This is a genomic window from Cedecea sp. FDAARGOS_727 (assembly GCF_012273235.1).
GTDB classification, from domain to species: Bacteria; Pseudomonadota; Gammaproteobacteria; order Enterobacterales; family Enterobacteriaceae; genus Cedecea; species Cedecea davisae.
The window spans coordinates 2,434,516-2,451,234 of record NZ_CP050966.1 but is presented as its reverse complement, the minus strand read 5'-3'; the positions used below and the strand labels follow the sequence as shown (position 1 = coordinate 2,451,234).

Annotated in this window: 17 protein-coding genes; 3 read left to right on the top strand and 14 right to left on the bottom strand. The window is 54.7% G+C overall.

The window, feature by feature from the left end; genetic code table 11:
- The first annotated feature begins 59 nt into the window (after window positions 1-59).
- Window positions 60-641: a DNA-binding response regulator gene (locus tag FOC35_RS11710; protein ID WP_254065283.1), complete on the top strand. Its 582-nt coding sequence runs from the start codon at window positions 60-62 to the stop codon at window positions 639-641.
- 574 nt (window positions 642-1,215) lie between these two features.
- Window positions 1,216-1,848, top strand: a complete 633-nt coding sequence (fimZ, locus tag FOC35_RS11705) for a fimbria biosynthesis transcriptional regulator FimZ (RefSeq protein WP_039899435.1) — start codon at window positions 1,216-1,218, stop codon at window positions 1,846-1,848.
- 77 nt (window positions 1,849-1,925) lie between these two features.
- On the opposite strand, the gene sfmF is transcribed toward fimZ, so the two are convergent.
- The 6 genes from sfmF to fimA form a co-directional block, all read right to left on the bottom strand.
- Window positions 1,926-2,438 carry a fimbria assembly protein gene (sfmF, locus tag FOC35_RS11700; RefSeq protein WP_371810766.1) on the bottom strand — a complete coding sequence of 171 codons (513 nt, stop codon included), beginning with the start codon at window positions 2,436-2,438 and terminating at the stop codon, window positions 1,926-1,928.
- 19 nt (window positions 2,439-2,457) lie between these two features.
- Entirely contained in the window at window positions 2,458-3,462 is a 1,005-nt protein-coding gene (gene fimH / locus FOC35_RS11695; RefSeq protein WP_172568967.1) for a type 1 fimbria D-mannose specific adhesin FimH, read from the bottom strand.
- 27 nt (window positions 3,463-3,489) lie between these two features.
- Window positions 3,490-6,087 carry a fimbrial biogenesis usher protein gene (locus tag FOC35_RS11690; protein ID WP_172568966.1) on the bottom strand — a complete coding sequence of 866 codons (2,598 nt, stop codon included), beginning with the start codon at window positions 6,085-6,087 and terminating at the stop codon, window positions 3,490-3,492.
- Window positions 6,088-6,116: 29 nt separating this feature from the next.
- Entirely contained in the window at window positions 6,117-6,812 is a 696-nt protein-coding gene (gene fimC, locus FOC35_RS11685) for a type 1 fimbria chaperone FimC (RefSeq protein WP_115586328.1), read from the bottom strand.
- A 45-nt stretch (window positions 6,813-6,857) separates the two neighbouring features.
- Window positions 6,858-7,403 (bottom strand): type 1 fimbrial protein subunit FimI, encoded by a 546-nt coding sequence (gene fimI / locus FOC35_RS11680; RefSeq protein ID WP_039898837.1) that lies wholly within the window; start codon window positions 7,401-7,403, stop codon window positions 6,858-6,860.
- A 78-nt stretch (window positions 7,404-7,481) separates the two neighbouring features.
- Window positions 7,482-8,036, bottom strand: coding sequence for a type 1 fimbrial major subunit FimA (gene fimA / locus FOC35_RS11675; protein WP_016538252.1), 555 nt, complete (start codon window positions 8,034-8,036; stop codon window positions 7,482-7,484).
- A gap of 586 nt (window positions 8,037-8,622) precedes the next feature.
- Between fimA and nepI the strand changes: the two genes are divergently transcribed.
- Complete coding sequence (gene nepI / locus FOC35_RS11670) at window positions 8,623-9,804, top strand: purine ribonucleoside efflux pump NepI (protein ID WP_016538253.1); 1,182 nt, start codon at window positions 8,623-8,625, stop codon at window positions 9,802-9,804.
- A 48-nt stretch (window positions 9,805-9,852) separates the two neighbouring features.
- Here the strand turns inward: nepI and FOC35_RS11665 are convergent, their stop codons facing one another.
- The 8 genes from FOC35_RS11665 to murQ form a co-directional block, all read right to left on the bottom strand.
- The gene (locus FOC35_RS11665) at window positions 9,853-10,260 is read right to left on the bottom strand and encodes a type II toxin-antitoxin system HicB family antitoxin (protein WP_172568965.1); all 408 of its coding nucleotides are present in this window, start codon (window positions 10,258-10,260) and stop codon (window positions 9,853-9,855) included.
- 46 nt (window positions 10,261-10,306) lie between these two features.
- Window positions 10,307-10,489: a type II toxin-antitoxin system HicA family toxin gene (locus FOC35_RS11660; RefSeq protein WP_172568964.1), complete on the bottom strand. Its 183-nt coding sequence runs from the start codon at window positions 10,487-10,489 to the stop codon at window positions 10,307-10,309.
- An 80-nt stretch (window positions 10,490-10,569) separates the two neighbouring features.
- A complete protein-coding gene (gene tauD / locus FOC35_RS11655; protein WP_172568963.1) occupies window positions 10,570-11,418 on the bottom strand; it encodes a taurine dioxygenase in 849 nt (282 codons plus the stop codon).
- Window positions 11,415-12,242, bottom strand: coding sequence for a taurine ABC transporter permease TauC (tauC, locus tag FOC35_RS11650; RefSeq protein ID WP_016538257.1), 828 nt, complete (start codon window positions 12,240-12,242; stop codon window positions 11,415-11,417). The genes tauD and tauC overlap by 4 nt, the downstream gene beginning before the upstream one ends.
- Window positions 12,239-13,006 carry a taurine ABC transporter ATP-binding subunit gene (gene tauB, locus FOC35_RS11645; protein ID WP_016538258.1) on the bottom strand — a complete coding sequence of 256 codons (768 nt, stop codon included), beginning with the start codon at window positions 13,004-13,006 and terminating at the stop codon, window positions 12,239-12,241. Before tauB ends, tauC begins: the two co-directional genes overlap by 4 nt.
- 19 nt (window positions 13,007-13,025) lie before the next feature.
- The gene (gene tauA / locus FOC35_RS11640) at window positions 13,026-14,000 is read right to left on the bottom strand and encodes a taurine ABC transporter substrate-binding protein (RefSeq protein ID WP_172568962.1); all 975 of its coding nucleotides are present in this window, start codon (window positions 13,998-14,000) and stop codon (window positions 13,026-13,028) included.
- Between the two features lie 283 nt (window positions 14,001-14,283).
- Window positions 14,284-15,735 (bottom strand): PTS N-acetylmuramic acid transporter subunit IIBC, encoded by a 1,452-nt coding sequence (murP, locus tag FOC35_RS11635; RefSeq protein ID WP_172568961.1) that lies wholly within the window; start codon window positions 15,733-15,735, stop codon window positions 14,284-14,286.
- 2 nt (window positions 15,736-15,737) lie between these two features.
- On the bottom strand, window positions 15,738-16,646 hold the full coding sequence (gene murQ, locus FOC35_RS11630; protein ID WP_172568960.1) for an N-acetylmuramic acid 6-phosphate etherase: 909 nt from the start codon (window positions 16,644-16,646) through the stop codon (window positions 15,738-15,740).
- Window positions 16,647-16,719: the final 73 nt, after the last annotated feature.

The following is a 16,719-nucleotide window of genomic DNA, read 5'->3' as shown; positions in this document are numbered from 1 at the left end:
TTGACCGACTGGAATACCTTGAGCAGCAGACAGGAGCGCACAAGCCAAAGAAGCCCGATGTGATTCTGGTTTCGACCGACTGCTTTCTCAGCGACGCCATCACCAGCACACTCTTCAATCATCAACACACTCTGGTCTCTCCCTCAATAGAGGAAGTGGTCACGCACCAGACGCTATCTTCCGCCCCGCGAATCATTATCGACCTCGACAGCCTTGAGACTCCCGTGCTCGCGGTGCTGGAAACCATTCGCCAGCAGCACATCTCCACGCCGCAGCACCAGATAACTCTCCTGAGCGCCCTGCGTAAACCCGAAATTACCCGGTTTATGCGCTACGCGGTTGACTGCCAGATTGTCGAGCGCCGTCTGCCGCCCAATCGGCTAAAGCAGGCTCTGGGCGGCACTCTTCTCGATCTGGCCGCCCTTTATGGCACGCCGCGCTTTTCCCTCAGAGAATGGGGACTTTTGCTGGCTCTGAGCCGCGGGGAATCATTGAAATCCATCGCCCTTTTACTGGAGAAGCCCTATCATCACGTCGTTTATCGATTCAATGTCTTACTGGGGCGCCTGGCGCTGGGTAACCGCAGCAAATTACTGCACCTACTGCATGAAATTTCTGTTGCCAATAAGCTACAAAGCTGATGGCACTAACCTACTGAGTCGTAAGATATTTTAAGAATTTACTTAATTTTCATGTATCAAATGAGTTAAAAATAAACAAATTAGTAACAATTATAACTATTCCTGGAAGCAACTTTTCCCCTCTAGCGCCGTTTTGCGATTTTTGATCCAGAACAAACCAACAACATTTGGAATTTAATGTCATTTTTACCGCAATAAAAAGTCTTTTCATCCAACTTAACTTAAAACCAAAGTTCGTTAATTCAATTTATAAATGACGTGATTAATTACACAGCATTTCATATGGGCAATGATTACATCCAGGAACATCAGACTTTTCCCACATGAACTGCGCTGTATAATCACCTCATCACATTTATATATTTGCCAGGGCATTTATATTATTTAAATGTGACGTTATTTGGAGCACGACACCTTCGGCTCTGAATAAAGGCATTCAAAAAGGAGATGTTGAATATTAACATGGAGGTTCCCGCATAAAGACCGGCAACCGCCAACTCACTGTTTATCACTTTCGCTGCCAATGACGCTGCGTCAACGCGATGTTTTTTACCAAACAATCGAGGCAAAAAAAATGAAACCGGCATCCGTAATCATTATGGACGAGCACCCTATTGTCAGAATGTCGATAGAGGTTCTGCTCCAAAGAAATAAAGATATCAATGTTGTTTTGAAAACAGATGATGGTCGGGAAGTTATCGACTATATGCGAGCAAACCCGGTGGATCTGGTTATTCTTGATATTGAATCAGCCAATACCGACGGCTTTACATTACTCAAAAGAATCAAGGGAATACAAGAAAACACCAAAATTCTCTTTCTTTCTTCAAAGTCAGAATCCTTTTACGCCGGGCGCGCTATTCAGGCCGGTGCCAATGGATTCGTGAGTAAACGTAAAGAACAAGATGATATATTTAATGCGGTGGAAATGTTGCTTTCGGGCTACTCCTTTTTCCCTTCGGAAACCCTGCATTTTATCAGCAGCCATAAATCCCGCAGAGGAACGATGGATGATATGCCATTATCCAACCGTGAAGTAACGGTGCTGCGCTATCTGGCAAATGGTTTATCCAATAAAGAGATTGCGGAGCAATTATTGCTTAGCAACAAAACAATCAGCGCCCATAAGGCAAATATATTCTCTAAACTTGGACTCACTTCAATCGTCGAACTTATTGATTATGCCAAGGTGCATGAACTGCTATAAGGGACGACGACGCACTGGAAGCGAAAAGACCGGGAAAACATCTCCCGGTTATTTTTTGGAAACATTGAGATAAAGCTCTAATTATAGGTAATCATAAAAGTCGCATCGGCATCGGCCCGTCCGGCATCGGCGTTATCGGCCGTAGCAATATAGTTGGCCCAAAAGTTAAGCGTCACGTCCCCGTTCCCGTCCACCTGTTTCTCTTTGCTGGCCTTATCCAGCAGCAGACGCGTTTTATCCTCATCAAGCAGCTCAACGGCGACATGGGTTGCCGTACTGGCGCTGTTCAGGGCCAGCAAGCCGCTGCCGGTATCTTTCCCTGCAAAGGTTATCGACGCGGTTCCGCCGGGCGGGCAGCCGGTGAGCTTAAGGTTAAACGGCATTGGCTGAGTGGTACTTCCGGCGGTGCGTAGCTGTTTGGTCGGCCAGGAGCCAAGCTGGATAGTTTTATTATCGCTGCCGGTTTCCACCACGCAGGTAAAATCGACAATATTCCCCCGCAGCTCAACGTTGATTTCACCCAACGGCGAATCGGCATTAGCTCCCGCGCTAATAAACAACGCACCCAGCATCAGCCCGGCCAGAGTCATTTTGTTCATCGCCCGCTCCTTAGTCAAAATCAACACGCAGATAGCCGCGAGCGGTAAACGGCCCTTCCGTTGGCTTTTTACCCGTTACGCTGACCGGCCAGGCACGAATGCCGACTCTTGCGGCCGCAGAGTCATCCAGCTGGAAGTTAATCTTGCTGCCAAGATTGTTTGGCGTCAGCGGAGTGCCGCTGGAATTTGAGATGACAAACCCCAGGTCACTGTTGTCCGACACCATCATGTTGCCGCTGCTCTTCTCGGCTTCGAGACGCAAGGTGAGGTACGCCTGCGCATCAATATTGGTACATTTAATGCCCATGGTTTTGGTTTGAGGCGTGACGCTTTGCGGGCGGTTACCCGCGCCTGCCTGGCTAAACAACGAAGCACCAATACTGCCGAAATCAAACTCAACCACCTGCCCGGCGTTGATTTCACAGGTTTGTGGCACCTCAACTTTGCCGCTGTAGCTGATGGTGTAAACCACCGTGCTTAACGGGTCGGCATTGGTCGTCGTCACATACACACGGAACATCGTCTGGCGAGGAATGGGCACCATATTGATAAAACGGCGGGTGACTTTTAGACGAAATACCAGCTTCGAGTCCGTGACGCCAAAAGGCTTATTCTTCGACACGTTAGGGTGCGAACCCATCTGCATGTACTCTACCGGCGGATAAAAATCACCGGCGTAGCTGTCGTGGATCTTCATTCCGCCATTAAGATAGTCATTTATCTTCAGATATTTATAACCACCAACCACTTCCTGAATGGGCAAATCGGTCACATAGCTACGCTTGGTGGTATTCCCCGAGGTCCCTTTCGGGCAAACCGCGTTCACGCCAATAAGGCCTGATTTCTCTGCCAGGGTGACAATCTGCCCGACGTTGTTATTGCTGCTATTAAATTTATCCGACAAATCATACGAGATATCGGTCGCCGTACCGTTGGCGTTAGAGCAAACCGTAGCCGAGGCCGGTGCCGCGCAGGCAAACAGCAATGCAGCGGTTAAATAACTGTTCAGTTTCATCTTTACCTTCCTGAATCTCGCCGTGCGCTATGAGCAGGTGGCGGTCGCCATGACGACGGCCTGTTTCAGGCTATCCTCCGGCAAAGTGTAATTAGCGCGGCACTGAGAACCTTTGCCGTCACCCCACTGGATAAGCAACTTGCCGCTCAGCGGCAGCCCGCTAAGATAGATTTGCCCTTCGTCGCCAACCATACTGGTGACGCCGCTCCCCTCTTCCCGTACTACGGAACCAAACGGCACCGGGCGATCTCCACGTTTCACGGTGATAATGGCGCGCACGCCAATACGGGCATCAAAGGTAGCCCGCACCAGAGCACCCTCCGTCGGCACCACGCTGCTGACGTTATTCTCAATATCGGTGTGGTTATCCATTGAGTTGGTATCCAGCGCGACGCGGTTGTAGCGATAAACCGTGGCGTAAGGCATGACCGCGTAGCCTCGCCAGTCGGTTTTGACGCCGGTCTGGTTTTCCACGCTCACGCCGGAAGCGCCGGGGGCTTTAATCAGCACGTTGGTGTCCCCAAGCGGCTGGCTGAAGGTCACGCCGTCAGCATGGCCCACCACGCCGCCGGAAGCCTGCCAGTTCACGTCGTGCTGGTTGCGGTCGTAGTTGTAACCCAGCCCAACCGTGCCATAAGTTCCCTGCCAGTTGGCGTTGGCGCTGCCGGAATAACCGTTGTTGCTGGCGTGTCCCTGGGTGACGTTGTAGTTCAGGTTACGCCCTTCCAGCAGCGTGCCGCCGATACCGCTCTGCCAGGTATTTTTACCGTCAGAGCTGCGGCTGGTTGCCAGCGTGGCGTAGGCACGATCCAGCGCCGTATCCCGTGAATAGCCGTGACCAAGCAGCGTGCTAAACGGAACCGAGAGGTTAAACGCGACGATACGGTTGGTGTCGGAAAGCCCAAGCGACTTGCTCCACGACCATGACAGCGAATAGCTGATGCCGCGCCAGCCGCTGGAGTAGCCCAGCTGATACCAGGTGTTGTTCTGATCCGTTCCCCAGTAGGTTTGCTGGCTGCCGGAAACATACAGCGAGCCATAATCACCAAGCGACTGGGAAATGTTGACCTGAAATCGCCCTTTTTTGTTGTAGCGCAGGTTGTGGTAGCTGGTCGCCACCAGCTCTTTTCTGTGGCTGCCGTCGTCCTGAAGCTCATATTCGTAGCCTTCCATATTGCGGTAAGCCACGTCATCGAGGGTATAGAAGCCCCGGGTTGAATAGCGGTAGCCCAGCAGCTGGAAGTTGGTGCCGTAGCCGCTAAGGGATTTTGCATACAGGAAGCGCATAGACTGGCCCTGATGCTCGCTGTCATCCGCCAGTTTGCTGCGGGCGTGGGTCACGTCCAGCGAGATAGCGCCCCAGTCTCCGAGATTCTTACCCGCCCCCAGCGCAACAGAGGTGTAGCGCTGGGCAAGCTGGGTCCCGCCGTAGGCCGTGTAGCCATCGGGCAGACCGGCAATCAAAGTTCCCTGGGTGAAGAAAGGCTTATCCTGCTGGCTATTACCGCTGCGGAAATCCCCCATTACCAGGTCGTATTTCAGGCGCCCTTCACGCTGTAACAGCGGCACGGTGGAGTAAGGCACCGTATATCTCTGCTGAGTACCATCTTTCTCTTCTACGGTGACTTCGAGGTCACCGCTCGAGGAGGTCGGGTTAAGGTCGCTGATGGCAAAAGCCCCCGGCGACACATAGCTCTGATAGATGACATAGCCATTCTGGCGAATCACGATTTTGGCGTTGGTGCGGGCAATCCCGCGCACGGTTGGCGCGTAGCCCTGCAGGCTGTCCGGGTACATGCTGTCGGAAGAGTAGACGCGCGCCCCACGGAAGCCGAGGCTGTCGAACACGTCGCTGCCGGTGTTGCTGTCGCCCATGACCAGCTCGCCTTTCAGCGGAATAAGAGTGCGCTGAACCGTGGTATTGATGTTCTTCCAGCTGTTGCTGTGGTGGCCGTCGCCGCTGGTGTAGCTCCACGCTCCGTTATTGCGCAGACGCCATGGTCCATAATTCAGGCCGCTTTGCAGGTTCAGATAATAGCTGTCGTCGTAGGTGCCGCGGTTGCCGGTAAAGGTGTAGTTGAGCAGCGCGGCAGGGATGCCCTCATCCCACTGATCCGGCGGAATATAGCCTCGGGCGCTGTTGATCAGAGAAGCCTGAGGCAGGCTGATGTTGAGCCGCAGGCGCGCGAAGTCATAGCCGATTTCTGCGCCGGGCACCGCTTCGGTCACCGGCACGCACTCTCCGGCCTTAAACTTAGCCAGATCAGGGTATGCCAGCATATTCAGCCCAAGGCGCCGCAGCCACTCAATATCCAGGCAAGGGGTCAGGCCACCGGATTTCACCGCTTCTGCCGTGGAGTCTTTATGCTCTGCGGCAGTAAAACGCACATCTTCGGTGGCAATGAATTCGTCATTGCGCCAGATGTCCACGCGATAAACGCCCGCAGGCTGCTGGCTGCCTTTTTCAAAGCGGGAGAGATCCGCCACCGTCGCGGTATCCTCGGACAAAAATGCCGGGTTGAAGTAGCTCTCAGCGGCGCTAAGCCCCGGCCAGAGCGATGCCACGATGGTTGCCGCCAGCGGCGTGAGCGTAAAAATTTTACGCGTGACTGATGTCTTGATCATTTCCCTGCTTCCCTTTGCCAGCCTGGCTTTTACTGCATTACGCCCGGTTGTGCTTTGGTCACTGCGCCATAATCATTTACGGTCTGGAAGCTAACCGCCCCCTGCACGCCCGAAGGCACGACAACCTGAGTGCTGTTTTTCGGCGCAACCATGGTGTTAGGAAGCTTTTCATTACCCAGCTTCAGGTTGACCAGCGAAACGTAATAAGGCGAAGGATTGCTGATTTTCAGGTACTGCCCGCTGCGGGCGAAGCGGATTTGCTTCACCGCATCTTCAGGCTGCATTTGAAGATTCTTAGGGCGAACAAACAGCTTGATGCGCGAGAGGATCGCCAGTTGCAGTACGTTCTTGCCTTCAACGCTGTTTTTATCCACCGACGGGATAGCCTTCACGTTCATCCAGAAGATGGATTCACGATCGCCCGGCAGCTGCGGCCCTACGTAGATAATACGCAGCGTGTTTTCACTCTTTGCCTCGCTAACAAACAGCGGCGGGGTAACAACAAAGCTTTTATCTTTCTGGCCGAGATCGTTTTCAACCCAGGAGTTCACCAGGAAGCGTTCTTTAGGATCGCTATTGGTAATAGCCAAAGAAGTTTGCTTTGCGTCGGCGGGATAAATAACTCGCGTCGCACCAAGGGCAATACCACCGGCCGCCTGGGCATAAGAAGAAATCATCATTAAAGAAAGCGTTAATGCCGAAGCGGCCTTACATAATATGTTCATCACGACAGATACCATTAAAATAACCAGGAACGGAAAAACGCTGATTCAGGGATAAACCAGCGTGAACCAAACGTCAGAACGAATATTTCCCGGCGTCATATGTTTAGAGACCGAGCGATAGCGAGCGGTGAAATGAACACTCATTTCCTGAGTGGTAATCGGCAAATAAGTTGCCGGCTCGCTGTTGGGAATAATCAGCTGCTGCTGTTGGTCAAATAACGCAAGGCCAATACCGCTGCTGGCGTCATTGCCGGTCACGCTGGACGTTGCCAGAAAGACCTGAGGATCTTCGGCGGGCGTTGAGCCCTGAAACGCAATGCCAACGTGGTCATAAACCTCCGGGCGACAGTCGGTCAGCCGGAGCGTAAAAGGAATGCTGGGCGGCGCGTAGCTGCCAACATCTTTGAAAGCGTTGCTTGGGTACTGGCCCATTTGCACGGTCATTTCCTGGCTTTCCGGCGCGACGGCGCAGGCGCCGTTAACCAGCTCGCCCTGCATATGCACATCGCCACCGTTGATAACTACCACCCGCTTTGCCTGAGCCGGGTTCGCCGCTGCCAGAATGACCAGAAGCAGGATTTTCCTTATCATTATCGTCCTCTCCGGGCTTGCGTCGGGCAGGCCTCTTCCTTGAGGCTGAATCATCCCTGAGATTTCAACCGTCGCCGATTATTCGTATTTCATTACGAAGGTAGCGTCGGCATTTGCCAGACCAGCGGTCGCGGTTGCTGCGGTCGCTTTATAACGCGCGGTGAACGGAATGGTGTTCTCGCCGTCGTTCAGGGTCTGAGCGGTAGAGAAGGTAGAGCCGTTCGGTGCCAGAGTCTTGGAAGTACGATCCAGAATCTCGATACCCACGCCTTTTGCGGTAGTCGCGTTGCCGCCGGAGTTAACCGCCAGCAGAGTTGGGTCGGTCGCATCAGTCTGGCCGGAGAAGGCAACGGAAGCGGTGGCCGCAACGGTGCTATCGCAGTCGGTCAGCACGATGTTGAATGGGATCTGGGAAGAGGTATCGCCCACTTTGGTGAAAGCAGCGGTACGGTACTGGCCCAGTTTTACAACCTGACCGTCAGACTGAGTGCTTACCGCACAGGCGGCATTAACCAGTTCGCCCTGGAAGTGCACGGTGCCACCGTTGACGGTTACCGGATCGGCAGCGTTAGCAGCAGCGCTAACCAGGGCAAGAGTGGCAACCAGTGAAGCGGCGATTTTGCTTAATTTCATGAGTATTCCTTCATTTATAAAATGCACATCCGGTTAATGCATCCTTCATTATTCCGTTTGAATCATTATCGGCCAGACAAGGCCGAATAACCCACTTCCCACATCCTGTAGGAATGTCCTTTAATAGCTCATAAATTTCATCAAATTAAAGGCAAGCAATTCCATGACTTCTAATTAAGCCCGGCAGAACAACTTGTCCTTAATAAATAAAATGAAATTTTTAAGTATTCGTGGTGTTTTACGAAGTGAGGGTAAATTAATCCAAATTTTGATTAAGTCATAGATGCTGATTCTTTATGTTATATAAGCCCGGTCTTAATAAGACCTAAGAATGCACCGTGCCGATAATTCGGAATAACAGGGGAAAAAGACCTAAAGCCTCGCTTATTTAGGGGGTTACACTCAACATAAGCATTGGGATTTTTGTGTGTTTTTTGTTAATTTTGTATGTTTTTTGTTTCATTTTGGAGAGCGTGGGTTTCAATCTTCGGATTCGCCCAGGGGGAAAGTTGCCAAATCGTTAAAGGCGTTGCGCAAGCGATGATACACTGAGCGGCTTGCTATCAAAACTTACCAGGATTTCAGGATGAATGAGACCGCCCCCCACGCCATCCCGGCTAATTCGATAACCCGCCCCAACTGGTCGGCGGTATTCTCCATCGCATTTTGCGTCGCCTGTCTGATTACCGTTGAATTTCTGCCGGTCAGCCTGCTGACGCCGATGGCGCAGGATTTGTCGATTTCGGAAGGTGTTGCCGGGCAGTCGGTTACCGTCACCGCATTTGTGGCGATGTTCGCCAGCCTGTTTGTCACCAATATTATTGGCACCGCCGACCGCCGCCGCGTGGTGCTGATGTTTGCGGTGCTGCTCACCCTCTCCTGCCTGCTGGTTTCATTTGCCGGTAGCTTCTCACTGCTTCTGCTGGGGCGTGCCTGCCTGGGGCTGGCGCTCGGTGGCTTCTGGGCGATGTCCGCCTCGCTCACCATGCGGCTGGTTCCGGCGCGTACCGTGCCAAAAGCGCTATCCGTTATCTTTGGCGCGGTGTCTATAGCGTTGGTGATTGCCGCCCCGCTTGGCAGTTTCCTCGGCGGTATTATCGGCTGGCGTAACGTATTCAACGCCGCCGCGCTGATGGGCGTGGCCTGTATTATTTGGGTGTGGAAAGCGCTTCCGTCCTTACCGGGCGAGTCCACCCAACAGAAGCAAAATATGTTCGGCCTGCTAAAACGCCCAGGCGTGCTGGCGGGCATGCTGGCTATCTTTATGGCCTTTGCCGGGCAGTTCTCGTTCTTTACCTACATCCGCCCGATTTATATGACCCTGAGCGGGTTTGACGTCGACGGCCTCACCCTGGTGTTGCTGAGCTTCGGGATAGCCAGCTTCGTCGGCACTTCGTTTTCCGCCCCGGTATTAAAACGTTCTTTGAAACTGGCGCTGGCCTGCGCCCCGCTTATTCTCGCCATTAGCGCGGCTGTACTGGTGCTGTGGGGAGAAAATAAAGTTGTCGCCTCAACAATCGCCATCGTCTGGGGGCTGGCTTTTGCATTAGTCCCGGTGGGCTGGTCAACGTGGATCACCCGTTCTCTTGCGGACCAGGCGGAAAAAGCGGGATCTATTCAGGTTGCCGTCATTCAGTTGGCAAACACCTGCGGCGCCGCGATTGGCGGCCTGGCGCTGGACAACCTCGGCCTGCTCGCACCGCTGATGCTTTCCGGCAGCCTGATGCTGCTGACGGCTTTACTGGTCGCGGTGAAGGTTCGGGCTTAAATTATCAATGCATAAGGCCCGCATAACGCGGGCCTTATCATGAAAAACTCACAGACGTTTGATTAATTCACGGCGAGCCAGTTCGGCCAGAAAACCACTTCGGCTACTGTACTCAGCGTTACTGCTCACGTAAGTATCAATTCTCGCCAACAAAGACTGCGGTAAAGTGATATTTAGCTTAACCGCTTTCCCTTCGTATCTGGATATATCGATATCAACGAACCCCCAAACTCCGCCCTGACAATCTTCATTATTTCGGTAATCGTTTATTGTTCTGGCAACTGGGACAGTCTGGCCTTTTTCGCTCTGGTATTCCAGGTAAGTGTTAATCGCGCCGTGAGCATCGTCGATAGCGTCATCAATCGTGTCACCGGCGAAGTAGCATCCCTTTATATCCGGCACAAACCCTGACCAGCTACCACTCTCGGCCTGATGTAAATATACGGGATATTTCATACGTTCATCTCTCCTGAAAGTGGCACCTCTTGTGCACACCACTTATTCATTTCTCGCCCAGTTGCTTGAGGATTTTATGCAACGTCCCCGCAGCAAGGTCCTTAGTTGGATGAGGCACCACAATGGGAAAGGACTCACCCACTTTTTCAAAGACATGGTGGCTTCCCCTTGTGCGGACATGTACCCATCCCGTTCTTTTCAACATCCTTATCAATTCTGCGCTGGTCATCCCTTCATCCCTGAAGTGAAATTTAGTGGGTATAATAACCACCAAAAGAACAAAAAACAATCACAAGTTCAAAGACTGAATCAGCCGCGCCAGAAAGGCTTATCGCCCAGGATAGTGGCGCGGTGCATGATGCGGCGAGCCGGAAGATAATCGGCGTTGGCGTAATGCTGCGTTACGCGGTTATCCCAGATGGCGATATCGTTCTGCTGCCAGCGCCAGCGAACCTGGAACTCGGGTTTGGTGATATGGGCGAACAGGAAGCCGAGCAGCGTTTCGCTCTCTTTTTCCGTGAGGTTGACGATGCGGGTGGTGAAGCCTTCATTAACGAACAGCGCCTGCCTGCCGCTGACCGGGTGGGTGCGGATAACCGGGTGGCGCAGCGGCGGGTTCTTCGCTACCGCCTCGCGCCAGCGCTGGTGCTCGACTTCGTTATGGGCGTATTTGTATTCCTGGAAGGATTTACGGAAATCATGCTCCGCTTCCAGCCCGGAAAGCAGCTTTTTAAACGGCTCAGACAGCGCTTCATAGGCCGCAATGCCGCTGGTCCACAGCGTATCGCCTCCGGTTTCCGGCAGCTGCTTCGCGGCAAGAATTGCCCCTGCCGGAGGCGTTTCGATAAAGGTCACATCGGTGTGCCAGTTATCGTTATCCGGCGGATTGTCGTTGTGGGTATCCAGCACGATTATCTCCTCCACGCCTTCGGCATGCGGATAAACCGGGTGGATATGCAGGTCGCCAAAGCGCAGGGCCAGGGCGCGCTGCTGCGAGGGCGTAATTTCCTGCTCGCGGAAAAACAGCACCTGATGGCGAATCAACGCTTGGTAAATCTGCTCGAACTGGTTATCGCTCAGGCCGCGTGTCAAGTCCACGCCGCTAACCTGCGCTCCGATGTATGGCCCCAATGGCTTAATGTTCACTTTTTCACTCATTGTCCTTCTCCATGCCAGGGGGTTAACCGGCGCTGCAATGCGCGTAGCCCCAGTTCTAAACAAAATGCGATAACGGCTATCACGCCGATACCGGCCAGCACCACGTCAGTTGCCAGGAACTCTCCGGCAGACTGCACCATGAATCCCAGCCCGCGCGTGGCGGCGATAAGTTCGGCGGCCACCAGCGTGGACCAGCCCACGCCCAGCCCGATGCGGAACCCGGTCAAAATTTCAGGGAGTGCGCCAGGCAGAATGACGTGCCAGATAACCTGTAAACGGGAAGCGCCCAGCGCCTGCGCCGCACGAATACGAACCTGTTTCGCGCTGCGCACCCCCGCCATGGTGGACATGGCCACCGGAGCGAAAATCGCCAGATAAATCAGCAGGATTTTTGAAGTCTCGCCAATACCAAACCAAATCACCATCAGCGGCAAATAGGCCAGCGGAGGCACCGGGCGGTACAGCTCGATAAGCGGGTCGAGGATGCCGCGCACCGTGGTGCTAAGCCCCATAGCAATCCCCACCGGGATACCAATCAGCACCGCCGCTGCCAGGGCGGTAAGAATACGCCCCAGGCTGGCGGCCAGATGCTGCCAGAGCGTGGCATCCATAAAGCCCTGCGGCCCGGCGATGGTAATCAGCTTCGCCAGAACCTGCCCCGGCGGCGGCAGAAATAGCGGGCTTACCCAGTGCTGGGCGGCTACCCACCACCACAGCAGCACCAGCGTAACCAGCGTGCCCGCGCTGAGAGTAAGCTGGCGGGAGAGCGGCCAGCGCAAAGCAAGGCGGCGGCGAGCCGGTTTATCCTGAATCACAACGCTCATAAGAAGCCCTCCCGCTGTTCGAATACGCGGCTCAGCACATATTCACGTTTAGCGATAAATTCGGGGTCGGATTTAATGCTGCGGCACGGTTCCCCGGCGGCAAAGCGGCGGCCAAAATCAAGCGGCAGCCTTTCCAGCACGCGCCCAGGCCCCGGTGAAAGCAGCACAAGCTCCGTTGCCAGGAACACCGCCTCTTCAATATCATGAGTTATCAGCAACACCTGGCGGCGGCTTTCATGCCAGAGCTTGAGCAGCAGGGTCTGCATCTGCTCGCGGGTGAAAGCATCCAGTGCGCCAAAAGGTTCATCCAGCAGCAACAGCTGCGGCTTCGTTGCCAGCGCTCTCGCAATGCCGACCCGCTGCCGCTGGCCGCCGGAAAGCTGCCAGATGGCTCGCTTAGCTTTATCTTCCAGGCCAACCTTGCGCAGCATGTCGAGCGCTATCTCTTCACGCTGCTCTTTAGCCTGCCCGGCAAGCTGCAAGCCAAAAGCGACGTTATGCAGCACCGAGCGCCACGGCAGCAGCCCTTCGTTTTGAAAAACAACCCCGCGTTCGGCGCCGGGGCCTTCAACCGTTTTACCCTGCAACGTAATGCTGCCGGAGTGATAAGGCGCAAAACCGGCGATCAGGTTAAGCAGCGTCGTCTTGCCGCAGCCGGAAGGGCCGAGCACCACCAGCAGCTCGCCCTCATCCACCGTCAGATTGATATCGTCGAGTACCGCTTTGCCGCCGTACTCGGCGCTGAGATGCGAAACCTGTAACATCGCCGTGCCTCCTGTCCGTTTACTGCGCCAGCGGCTTCACGAAGCGGTCGGTCACAAACTGGCTATAATCAGGCGCAATCGCCGGAACCTTGCCCTGTTCTTTCAGGAACTGCGCGGTATCGACAATCGCTTTATTAACCGGCCCGCTGAGTTGCTCAACCTGCTGCTTCGCGGTGAGGTAGGTATTGCCCTTCACCAGCCCCGGCACATCGCTTTCCGGCACGCCGCTCAGGCGCGACAGTTTGCTCAGGTTATCCGGCTGCTTGAGCCATTGGTCCGGGTTATCGATGTAGCCCTTCTGCGCCGCAATTGCGCCGCGGGCAAAGGCGGTCACCACGTCAGGATGTTTCTCGGCAAAGTCTTTGCGTACAACCCAGACATCAAGCGTTGGCGCGCCCCATTGACCTACCTGGGCGGAGTCCGTCAGTACCGTGCCGTCTTTTTCCAGTTCATTTACCGCAGGCGCCCAGACATAGGCTGCGTCAATGTCGCCGCGCTGCCAGGCAGCAATAATCGCCGGAGGCTGAAGATTAAGGATCTGAACCTGATCCGGCTTAATACCCCAATGTTTGAGGGAAGCCAGCAGGCTGTAATGGGTGGTGGAGATAAACGGCACCGCGATGCGTTTGCCTATCAAATCCTGCGGGGTTTTAATCGCTTTTTTAACCACCAGCGCCTCGGAGTTACCAAGCTGGGAGGCCAGCAGGAACACTTCTATCGGCACGTTCTGGCTGGCGGCCACGGCAAGCGGGCTGGAGCCGATGTTGCCTATCTGCACGTCGCCGGAGGCCAGGGCGCGCACCACGCTTGCGCCGCTATCGAATTTGCGCCATTCCACCTTCGCCCCGCTGTCTTTGGCAAAAGTATCGTCGGCCTGGGCGACTTTGGCAGGCTCTGCGGATGTCTGGTACGCCACGGTAACGTCCACGGCGTGGGCCTGAGTGGCAATAAGGGCCAGTGCTACCAGCCAGAGTGAGTGTCGTTTTGCTGCCATGATCCTGCTCCTGTCTCGGGGGAGAGAGCAGTATTTCCAACAGCAACGATTCCATAAAAGAATAAAAAATTATCGCTAATGCCTTTCCGTCATTAGAAAAAAAGTGGCTATCGATAGTCGCTGGCCAGCAATGGAAAAAATGCCTCCAGGCTGCGGCACGATCCGCGCTTCGTTCTGCACGAAAGCGCAGATGTTCGAAGGTTTTAGCCAATGCCGGCGCTTGCCGGGCGGCAGCTGTTTATGTCTGCTTCTACGCTGCGCCAGGCGTCAAAAACGTAACGGCTTAGCTTAAATCAACGTTCTTGCTGCCGAAGAACCAGGTCATCACGAAACCGGCAGCGTAAGCAATAAAGATCCCGGCGACGTAAACCGCCATTCCGGCGAAGATCCCCTGGCTGGAAGTCATCAGCGGGATAGACACCAGCCCGGACGGGCCAAACACGGTATTCAGCCCCACCGGCAGCCCAAGCCAGGCCACCAGCCCGATAAAGAACCCGCCGATGCCGCCGCCGATACAGGCGGTAATAAACGGCTTAAGACGCGGCAGCGTTACGCCGTAAATCAGCGGTTCACCAATCCCCAGCAGGCCGGGGATAATGGCGCCTTTGATTTGCGTACGCAGCACCGAGCCTTTCTTCGAGCGGGCAAACAGCGCCAGCGCCGCGCCAACCTGCCCCGCACCTGCCATCGCCAGAATGGGGAACAGCGAGTTAAAGCCCTGGGCATCCATCAGCGCGAAATAGACCGGAACAAAGCCCTGATGAATACCGAATACCACGGCGATCAGGAACAGCCCCGCCAGCACCGCCGTGCCAAACGGATTGCCGTTGAGGTGCATAAACAGCCACGACATGCCCTTAAACAGCTCGCCGCCTATCGGCATAATCGCCACAAAGGTTATCGCCCCGGTGATGAGCAGCGTGATTGTTGAGGTAAGGATCATATCCAGATTGTCGGGGATCATCCGCCGCACCTGGCGCTCGATCCACGCCCCGAGAATACAGGCCAGCAGCACGCCGATAATGTTGCCTCGCGGGTCGATAGCCAGGCCAAAGAAGGTGTCCATCCCCGCGTAATAGCCCACCTTGCCTTCCGGCACGTAGCGCAGGATAAACAGCGAAGCGATTATCGCCCCGTTAACGCCGGTGCCGCCAAACGCCTTCTGGGTGTTAAAGCCGATAAGAATGCTCAGGAAGGTAAACAGCCCGATGCTGAACACTTTCATGTAGGCGATCAGCTGCGGCAGCCAGGCCGCCGGCGTAACGCCTTCCACAATCAGGGTCTGTTGCAGCAGGGTCGCTATCCCCAGCAGCAGCCCGGCGGCAATAAAGCCGGGAATAAGCGGGGTAAAAATGGTGGCGAACTTAGTCAGGAAGTTATGCACCGCACTGTTCTGCTTTGCCTTCATCTGCTTTTTGTTCTGGCTGGCTAGCGCCTGTAAATTGGCGCTTTCAGCTTTCTCCGGCTCGCTCACGGCTCCCGACTTCAGCATACCGTTCATCAGCTCGCTGGCGGTTTGTGCTTTGCCGGGGCCAAGAATAATTTGCAGCTGATCGTCGCCGTTGACCACGCCCAGCACGCCGGGGATGATCTTCAACTCGTCATGCTGCACAAGATCGCGATCTTTAAGCGTCAGGCGCAGCCTCGTCATGCAGTTGCCGCACAGTATGATGTTGCCGCTGCCGCCCGTCAGGCGCAGGATCTGTTCAATCATCGAGCCGGTGATTTTCGCCATAGCTATCCGTTTATCCCCTGCAATGCTTTGCGTATAAAGCCCTGGTTTTTCGCCAGCAGCTCGCCTGCCGCTTCGGCTGACAGGCCGCTAAGCAGCATGAAGATCGCCGTTTTGCAGTGACGGTTGCAGGCGTTAAGCGCCTGTCCGGCCTGCTCCGGGGTGCATTCCGTCGCTTCCACGACGATATTGACCTGGCGCTGGAGCAGCTTGGCGTTGGTCGCCTCTACGTCCACCATCAGGTTGCCGTACACCTTGCCGCTGCGGATCATCGAGCCGGTGGTTATCATATTCAGCACCAGCTTTTGCGCGGTGCCCGCCTTCATGCGTGAAGAGCCGGTAACCACCTCCGGGCCGACAACCGGTTCGATGGCGATGTCCGCCGCCAGGCTCATTTCACTGCCCGGATTACAGGAGATAGCCGCTACCGTCGCGCCCACGCTTTTTGCGTAGGCCATCGCGCCCAGCACATAGGGCGTGCGGCCGCTGGCGGCAATACCCACCAGCACATCGCGAGCGTTAAAATCCAGGTTACGCAGATCCTGCTCGCCCATTTCACGGTTATCTTCGGCGTTTTCTACCGCCTGCAAAATGGCCGGATGGCCGCCAGCAATCAGCCCTACAACCTGCTCACGCGGGGTTCCGTAAGTTGGCGGGCACTCACTTGCATCCAGAATCCCCAGGCGCCCGGAAGTTCCTGCCCCGCTGTAGATAAGCCTGCCGCCCTGAGCAAAAGCCTCAACGACCTTATCCACTACCTGAGCGATTTGCGGCAGCGTAGCCTCCACCGCCAGCGGCACCTGCTTATCTTCGTTATTGATAACCGCAAGCATTTCTAAAGTAGGCAGCGTATCGATCGCCGCGCTCGCCGGGTTGCGGCTTTCGGTGACCAGTTTGGTTAAATTAATCTTCATCGGGACATCCATTAGTGTGTTCTGCTGTGCATAGTATGGAATATTTTATTCCATGTGCGTGAGCATAATCACG

Bases quoted from the DNA above. Each gene is read 5' to 3' on its own strand.
- fimZ (WP_039899435.1), top strand. From the start codon at position 1,216: ATGAAACCGGCATCCGTAATCATTATGGACGAGCACCCTATTGTCAGA.
- sfmF (WP_371810766.1), bottom strand. From the start codon at position 2,438: ATGACTCTGGCCGGGCTGATGCTGGGTGCGTTGTTTATTAGCGCGGGA.
- fimH (WP_172568967.1), bottom strand. From the start codon at position 3,462: ATGAAACTGAACAGTTATTTAACCGCTGCATTGCTGTTTGCCTGCGCG.
- FOC35_RS11690 (WP_172568966.1), bottom strand. From the start codon at position 6,087: ATGATCAAGACATCAGTCACGCGTAAAATTTTTACGCTCACGCCGCTG.
- fimC (WP_115586328.1), bottom strand. From the start codon at position 6,812: ATGAACATATTATGTAAGGCCGCTTCGGCATTAACGCTTTCTTTAATG.
- fimI (WP_039898837.1), bottom strand. From the start codon at position 7,403: ATGATAAGGAAAATCCTGCTTCTGGTCATTCTGGCAGCGGCGAACCCG.
- fimA (WP_016538252.1), bottom strand. From the start codon at position 8,036: ATGAAATTAAGCAAAATCGCCGCTTCACTGGTTGCCACTCTTGCCCTG.
- nepI (WP_016538253.1), top strand. From the start codon at position 8,623: ATGAATGAGACCGCCCCCCACGCCATCCCGGCTAATTCGATAACCCGC.
- FOC35_RS11665 (WP_172568965.1), bottom strand. From the start codon at position 10,260: ATGAAATATCCCGTATATTTACATCAGGCCGAGAGTGGTAGCTGGTCA.
- FOC35_RS11660 (WP_172568964.1), bottom strand. From the start codon at position 10,489: ATGACCAGCGCAGAATTGATAAGGATGTTGAAAAGAACGGGATGGGTA.
- tauD (WP_172568963.1), bottom strand. From the start codon at position 11,418: ATGAGTGAAAAAGTGAACATTAAGCCATTGGGGCCATACATCGGAGCG.
- tauC (WP_016538257.1), bottom strand. From the start codon at position 12,242: ATGAGCGTTGTGATTCAGGATAAACCGGCTCGCCGCCGCCTTGCTTTG.
- tauB (WP_016538258.1), bottom strand. From the start codon at position 13,006: ATGTTACAGGTTTCGCATCTCAGCGCCGAGTACGGCGGCAAAGCGGTA.
- tauA (WP_172568962.1), bottom strand. From the start codon at position 14,000: ATGGCAGCAAAACGACACTCACTCTGGCTGGTAGCACTGGCCCTTATT.
- murP (WP_172568961.1), bottom strand. From the start codon at position 15,735: ATGGCGAAAATCACCGGCTCGATGATTGAACAGATCCTGCGCCTGACG.
- murQ (WP_172568960.1), bottom strand. From the start codon at position 16,646: ATGAAGATTAATTTAACCAAACTGGTCACCGAAAGCCGCAACCCGGCG.